Source organism: Paenibacillus sinopodophylli (assembly GCF_005930355.1).
GTDB lineage: Bacteria > Bacillota > Bacilli > Paenibacillales > Paenibacillaceae > Pristimantibacillus > Pristimantibacillus sinopodophylli.
This window is the reverse complement of sequence record NZ_VDBO01000062.1, coordinates 1-497: the sequence shown is the minus strand read 5'-3', so window position 1 is coordinate 497 and position 497 is coordinate 1. Positions and strand designations below refer to the sequence as shown.

Here is a 497-nt window from a genome sequence, read left to right as displayed (position 1 = left end):
GTCGGAGTACCCTACCGATCATTACCGCCACCTCGGCGCGTGTAATCTCGGAATCGGGGTGGAATGAACCGTCCGCAAAGCCTGTTATTAGGCCTGCTTGCACCGCTTGCGCCACCGCTGTCTGCGCCCAAGCTCCGATCTTCGACTTGTCTGTGAACGTCAATGTCGTTCCTTCTCCTTGCGCCCCCAGTGCATTCATTAACATAACAACAAATTCCGCGCGCGTCACCGTCTGATTCGGCTTAAACGTTCCGTCACGATACCCATTGACGATTCCTTCACTCACTGCTTGCTGGATCATACTCTCTGCCCAATGTCCCGTAGTATCGCTAAAGTTAAACTTTACTTCGTAGGATTTGCTTACAGCCAACACCGCATATTTTTTAAAGTGATTTACCTCTACTGAAATTTGATTGCCGTTAACCGTGCCCCCGACTTCCACCCATTCCTTCTTCACTTCGTCATAGAAAAATATTGCAGCTCTTTGGTCGTTCTTA

Annotated in this window: 1 protein-coding gene; it reads right to left on the bottom strand. The window is 49.3% G+C overall.

Annotation, left to right across the window (positions count from 1 at the left end; genetic code table 11):
• Positions 1–497, bottom strand: a 497-nt coding sequence (locus FGT79_RS30675; RefSeq protein WP_138756597.1) for an S-layer homology domain-containing protein, incomplete at both ends; no start/stop codon positions are given.